Annotated in this window: 6 protein-coding genes; all 6 read right to left on the reverse strand. The window is 47.0% G+C overall.

Going from position 1 to position 6667, the window contains the following annotated elements; translation table 11 throughout:
• Positions 1-948: 2,3-bisphosphoglycerate-independent phosphoglycerate mutase (gpmI, locus tag AC1U9U_RS14785; RefSeq protein WP_479961318.1), on the reverse strand; the 948-nt coding region annotated here is incomplete at its 3' end.
• Entirely contained in the window at positions 945-1712 is a 768-nt protein-coding gene (tpiA, locus tag AC1U9U_RS14790) for a triose-phosphate isomerase (RefSeq protein WP_479961319.1), read from the reverse strand. The genes gpmI and tpiA, both read right to left, overlap by 4 nt.
• A gap of 53 nt (positions 1713-1765) precedes the next feature.
• Positions 1766-2953 carry a phosphoglycerate kinase gene (locus AC1U9U_RS14795; RefSeq protein ID WP_479961320.1) on the reverse strand — a complete coding sequence of 396 codons (1188 nt, stop codon included), beginning with the start codon at positions 2951-2953 and terminating at the stop codon, positions 1766-1768.
• 88 nt (positions 2954-3041) lie between these two features.
• Entirely contained in the window at positions 3042-4445 is a 1404-nt protein-coding gene (gene rpoN, locus AC1U9U_RS14800) for an RNA polymerase factor sigma-54 (RefSeq protein ID WP_479961321.1), read from the reverse strand.
• Positions 4442-5401, reverse strand: a complete 960-nt coding sequence (gene whiA / locus AC1U9U_RS14805) for a DNA-binding protein WhiA (RefSeq protein ID WP_479961322.1) — start codon at positions 5399-5401, stop codon at positions 4442-4444. Before whiA ends, rpoN begins: the two co-directional genes overlap by 4 nt.
• A gap of 16 nt (positions 5402-5417) precedes the next feature.
• The coding region (locus tag AC1U9U_RS14810) for a gluconeogenesis factor YvcK family protein (protein WP_479961323.1) at positions 5418-6667 on the reverse strand (1250 nt) is incomplete at its 5' end.

Below are 6667 nucleotides of genomic sequence, written 5' to 3' on the forward strand. Positions count from 1 at the left end.
CACTTCCCCCAAGGTATTATCTAAGTTTTGTGCGGGGAATGCTACGGGGGTATCTAGAGTATCATCATATTCCGTCATACATACATAATGAAGATCCAACCTTTTGCCGCGTTCAAAGGCGGTAAATTCCTCATCGATGAGAGCGTGGGAAATCTCGCGAGCACGATCTGAGCGAAAGTTAAAGAAAATAAAGCTGTCTCCGGCTTGAAGTCTGCCTATGGCTTCGCCTTCAGCATCGACAATAACCGTAGGTTCTACAAATTCATCCGTAACCCTTCGGTCATAGGATCTTTCAATAGCCGCCAAGGAATTGGGAGCTTTTAATCCTTCCCCATCCACCAATGCCCGGTAACCTTTCTCGATGCGCTCCCAGCGTTTATCCCGGTCCATCATATAGTAGCGACCGCTTACGGAAGCAACCTTACCAATACCTAGTTTACGGCATTTAACGGATAATTGGTTCATGAATTCTTTGGCACTCTGAGGAAGAACGTCCCGTCCATCGAGGAGGGTATGAATAAAGACCGTTGGCACTCCAATTTTTTCAGCCATTTCTAAGAGGGCGAAAAGATGGTCAATATGGGAGTGAACTCCCCCATCGGATAGCAGCCCCATTAAGTGCAGAGCATTAGGTCCCTCTTTAACCCGCTCCATGGCCTCCTTTAATACAGCATTATCAGCGAACTCACCGGTTCGTATGGCCTTGGAAATTCGGGTAAATTCCTGATAAACTACTCGACCGGCACCAATATTTAAGTGCCCTACTTCGGAGTTTCCCATCTGCCCCCGGGGCAGTCCTACTTCTTCCCCGGAAGCGACGATAAAAGTGTGAGGATATTCCCGGAACAAGCGGTCAAAATGTGGTTTCTGCGCCTGAGCAATGGCATTGCCTTGGGTTTGGGGGCTATGACCCCAGCCATCCAAAATCATCAACAGAAGCGGTTTCATAGGGCCGCCACCGCATTTTGCACCAATTGGACAAATCCTTCCGGGTCAAGGCTGGCTCCCCCTACCAACGCTCCATCAATATCCGGCTGGATCATCAACTCGGCGATATTATCCGTTTTCACGCTGCCGCCATAGAGAAGGTTGATTTCTTCCGCCACGACACCCGCAATTCCGGCTAAAGTGGAACGAATCATGGCACACATCTCTTGGGCATCTTCACAGGAAGCGGTTTTGCCGGTGCCAATCGCCCAGATCGGCTCATAAGCAATAACTACCCGTTTGAGGTCCGCGGTGGACAGATCGGCAAGAGCTTTCTCTACTTGTCCGCGTACAACGGCAAAAGCGCGCAATTCTTCCCGCTGAGCCAAGTTTTCCCCGACACAAAGAATAGGAGTTAATCCGGCCTTCAGAGCAGCTTTGAGTTTTTTGGCTATAAATTCATCGCTTTCGCCGAGAATTTCCCGTCGTTCCGAATGCCCGATTATTACATATGTACAGGCTGCATCCATCAGCATAGCTGCCGAGATCTCTCCTGTATAGGCACCATCATTGGCATAGAACATATTCTGGGCCCCAATATGGATGATGCTCTCCTCCAACTCATCTTTGAGAACATTTAAAACCGTATAGGGTGCACAGATCACTACATCAATTTCCGTGACCTCCCCCAGCAGCCCCAGAAGCTTTCCCGCATAATTTTGGGCTTCCCGGAGAGTTTTGTTCATCTTCCAATTTCCTGCGATAATGGGATGTCGTTTGGACATTAACTCAGCTCCTTACGTGATGATTCTAAAATTATCACTGAAAAAAGTCTTGTTCAATCCTGATCTTGAAGGGCTGCAACACCGGGTAAGGTTTTGCCTTCTAAGAGCTTTAAGGAAGCCCCCCCACCGGTTGAAATGTGGCTCATTTGGCTGGCAACACCCATTTTTTCCACTGCCGCGACGGAATCTCCACCACCTACTATAGTCATTCCCGGACATTTTGCCACAGCCTGAGCAACCTTTTCCGTCCCTTTGGCGAAGTTAGCCATTTCGAAGACTCCCATGGGGCCATTCCAGACGATAGTCCGGGCTTTTTCGATAGTTTCACTGAATATCTGCGCACTTGCGGGACCGATATCAAGAGCCATTTCATCCTCGGCAATATCATTGATTGAAGTAGTCCGATGGGATGCATCGGCCTTAAATTCTTTGGCCACCACCACATCTTGGGGCAAAAGAAGTTTAACCTGACGTTCCTGAGCCTGAAGGAGAATATCCTTGGCCAGAGCTAATTTATCCTCTTCCACCATTGATTTTCCCAGATTATAGCCCTGAGCCTTAAGGAAGGTATTCGCCATTCCTCCCCCGATAATCAGCAAATTCACCTTATTGAGAAGGTTCTCAATCACACCTATTTTATCGCCAACCTTAGCTCCCCCGATAATGGCCACAAAAGGGCGGGCCGGGTTTTCCAAGGCTTGACCCATGCTCTCAATCTCTTTTTGGAGAAGGAAGCCGGCAACACCGGGAATATAATGAGCAATTCCCTCCGTAGAGGCATGAGCCCGGTGTGCGGTACCAAAGGCATCATTGACAAATACCTCGGCTAAGTTGGCCAATCCCTTGACAAATTCCGGGGCATTCTTTTCCTCTTCCTCATGGAAGCGAACATTCTCTAAAAGAAGAACTTTTCCTTCTTCGAGCCGGTCTACCTCTTTTTCCACTTCCTTACCAACACAATCGGGAGCAATAGCTACCGGCTGGCCCAGCAATTCACCCAACCGTGCGGCAACAGGAGCTAAAGAGTATTTCGGGTCCGGTTTTCCTTTAGGACGACCCAAGTGAGAAGCTAAGATTATTTTAGCCTTCTCCTGGATTAAATACTGAATAGTGGGCAAAGCTGCCTTAATTCGCGTATCATTGGTAATATTACCTTGGTCATCCATGGGAACATTAAAATCCACCCGAACAAAGACTCGTTTTCCCTGTACCGTAATATCCTTAAGCCCTTTCTTGTGCATTATCTATTTTTCTCCTTTCCTCATTCACGTGTCTTAGTTTAGCACTATCTATCCCCTTAGTATACCAACAAAGGAAAATCCTATGAAGTTAATACCGTTTGCGCAAGGCTGTTGAAGGAATCCCTAACTCATCACGATATTTGGCAACAGTTCGCCGGGATATTTCCATGTTTTTCCCCTTCAAAATTTCAGAAAGCTTCTGATCAGAGTAAGGGCTTTTCGGGTCTTCGCCAGCAATTATATCTTTCAAAGCTTGTTTAATCCCCTCAGTAGTAATGCCTTGCTCATTTCCTAACCCGGTAGCAAAAAAGAACTTAAACTCAAAAATCCCTCTGGGCGTTTGCACATACTTGTTGGCCGTGGCTCGGCTTACCGTAGATTCATGAACTCCGATTTCCTCGGCAATATCTTTTAAATTAAGTGGTTTTAAATAACGAATACCCTGTCTTAAAAACTCCTTTTGCCGACGGACAATGGCATCGGCAACCTTGTATAAAGTAAGCCTTCTCTGCTCGATACTGCGAATGAGCCAGGCTGCCGCATTCAGTTTATTCTCAACAAATTTGCGAATTTCCGATTCACTGTTTTGGCTTAAGGCTTTGCGATAGGCCTGATTAATTCCTAAACGGGGTACTGTTATATCATTCACCAGAATTATAAATTCCCCTTCCACTTCTTCGATTACTACATCCGGAATAATGTAGCGAACTTCTCCCGGCCCGGAAAATCGCCGACCAGGTTTGGGATCAAGAGTGCGGATTAAGTCCGCCATTTCTTGAACCTGGGTAGGGGTGATTTTTAGTTGGTTGGCTATTTTTTGTAAGCGTCCGGCTGCGAGATCTTCCAAATGTTTCAGGAATTCCGGCATCTCCACCGGGCAATTCTCTAGTAGGGAGAGCTGCAACCTTAAACATTCTTCCAGGTCTCTAGCACCGACCCCAAGCGGATCCAGGCTTTGGATTGCTTTCAGCCCTTCTTTTACTTCCTCTGGGGGGAGCTTGAGCTGCTTGGCGATTTCCTCTAAAGAAATGGGCAAATACCCATTATCATCTAAATTGCCAATGATATATTCCAATAAATTATGGGAAACGGAAATCTTTTGTAGGTTAATCTGCTCGAGCAAATGGTCCTGCAAGGAAGGAGCTGCCGCAAGAAAAGGCTCAAACCTTCTGTCCAGACCCGCATCGGGGTCGAACTCTCTACTGATGCGTTCCTCTTGATGCTGAAAATACTCTTCCCAGTTCATATCCCAATCGGTATCTGATGTGTTCTCTTCCTTTTCTTGGTTCCCGCTCTCGTTGGGGAGATCTTCCACACCTTTTTCACCGGAATCCTCAATAACTTCCAGGAGGGGGTTCTCCAGCATCTGCTGTTCCACATAACCTGTGAGTTCCAGGGCCGATAGCTGTAGAACTGCAATCGCTTGCCGCAACTCAGGAGTCATAATAAGTTTCTGCGTTTGCTCCAAGTTCAGACCATAGCCAAGTTTCACGATGATCCTCCTTTCTGAATCAACTTGCTCCGTTCATCCAACTTATCAGCAAGCTCGTCAATCTTACGCATGCGGTGATTTACTCCTGACTTGCCGACCTTTGGATTTAACATCTCACCTAATTCTTTGAGACTGGCATCGGGAAAATCCAGCCGCAGTTGGGCAATTTCGCGCAAAGGCTCCGGAAGGGCCTGAAGGCCAATGGTATTGGCTACCTTTTTGATATTTTCAACTTGGCGCACTGCCGCATCAACTGTCTTATTTAAATTGGCTGTTTCGCAATTGACCAAACGATTGACTTGATTGCGCATGTCTTTGAGAACTCGAACATTTTCGAACTCAAGGAGTGCCCGATGAGCCCCGATAAAGCCAAGAAATTCGACAATATGCTCGCTTTCCTTAATATAAACCACATGCCAATTCTTGCGGATGCTTACCTTGGCACTTAGGTGAAATTTATTAAGCAGCTTACAGAGAGCCTCCCCATGAAGGGGGTCATTAGTGATGATTTCCAGATGATAAGTACCTTCGGGATTATTAATGGATCCTCCTGCTAAAAAGGCACCCCGTAAATAAGCTATTTTGTCACATTTCTTTTTGACAAGAAAGTCCGGAATTCCCGGCAAGATTTCTCCATCCTTATCAATCAGTCCGAGATTTTGTAAGTCCGTTAGGTCCTGGGGGTAGATCTTAACCATATAAGAGTTGTTCTTCTTTAAGCGTAGCTTCCTCCGCACCATTATATCTACAGGTAAATTTAATAAGGTTTTAGCCAAACGGTATACTTTGCGAGCCACCGGAGCACTTTCAGTAGTAACATTCAGCGCGTAGGTATGATTAGAAATCTGCAGGGTTCCGTCCATGCGCACAAGGGCAGCTAATTCAGCAAGATTACAGCATCGCTTTTTTTCCTCGATCCGAGCCAATTCGTCTTTGGTTTCTGCACTAAAGGACATTCCCCCACCATCCTTTCTAAGGCTCTTCTCTTAATTTCTGACCCAATAAATAAGAATCCACCAAGGCAATCCGTTCGCCCATGGGTTTCAAGCTAAATAGCAAACGGAGTATGACCCGTGCCAGGCGTTCGGGGTCATGACGAATGGTATCACCCTCTTGGAGAAGATCTGCTTCCACATATTTCACGCCCAGCCACTCTACACTATCGGCATCCCCCCGTACCGGGCGGGAACCTTCCTGCTCATAACGCTGCAATAACTCCGGGGGGGCTTCTTGCTTATTGGCAAGGACTACATCAATCATACCTGCGCCGCAGTGATCAATCAAAGATTGGAGATGGTCAGAAACTTGGAATTGATCTGTCTCTCCCGGTTCGGTCATGGCATTGCAGACATAAACGCAAGGGGCATCTACTTCTCTGATCTTTTCCTTTAAGCCCTGCACCAAAAGATTGGGCAAAACACTGGTATAGAGGCTGCCGGGACCAAGTACAACTAAATCAGCTTCTTCTAAAGCCTGCAGGGCCTCCGGAATCGGTTGGCAGTCCTCCGGCTCCAAGTACACCCGCTTAATTTGGCCTTTAGTATCCCTAACTTGGGTTTCCCCTTTTACAATAGTTCCATCCATCATCTCCGCCCCCAGAACCACTTGTTTCAGGGTAGAAGGGTAGACCTGCCCCCGTAAAGCGAAGACCTTACCGACATGCTCAACACCTTTTTGGAAATCACCAAAGGTATCGGCCATTCCAGCCAGAAATAAATTGCCCAAGCTATGACCCTTAAGGGTCCCGGCATCAAAGCAGTAGGAGAATAATTTTTCCCTAATATTTTCGGTATCGGATAAAACAACAAGGCAATTGCGAATATCCCCCGGAGGAAGAATACCCATTTCACTGCGGAGCCTGCCTGAACTTCCCCCATCATCGGCAACCGTGACAATAGCTGTGATATTGCGGGTATAATTCTTCAGCCCTCTAAGCAGAGTCGATAACCCCGTGCCCCCGCCGATGACCACAATCTTTGGCCCACGACGTAAATGCTGACGAGAGTACATCACATCGACAATCCGTTGTTCTTCATCAGGCAATAATACGGAGATAATCGAACGAAGCATGCGCTTAAAACCAATAAACATAGCCGTGGCACCAAGAACACTGATAAACAGCCCCATAGGTACAGCTGTGCGAGGTGCTCTTCCAGTTATATGGTATATCCCTTCCCGAAATTGCAGCTCAAGGTAACCAAGGGCAACCCCGTTATTCATAA

It is taken from the genome of Desulfitobacterium sp. (assembly GCF_982384815.1).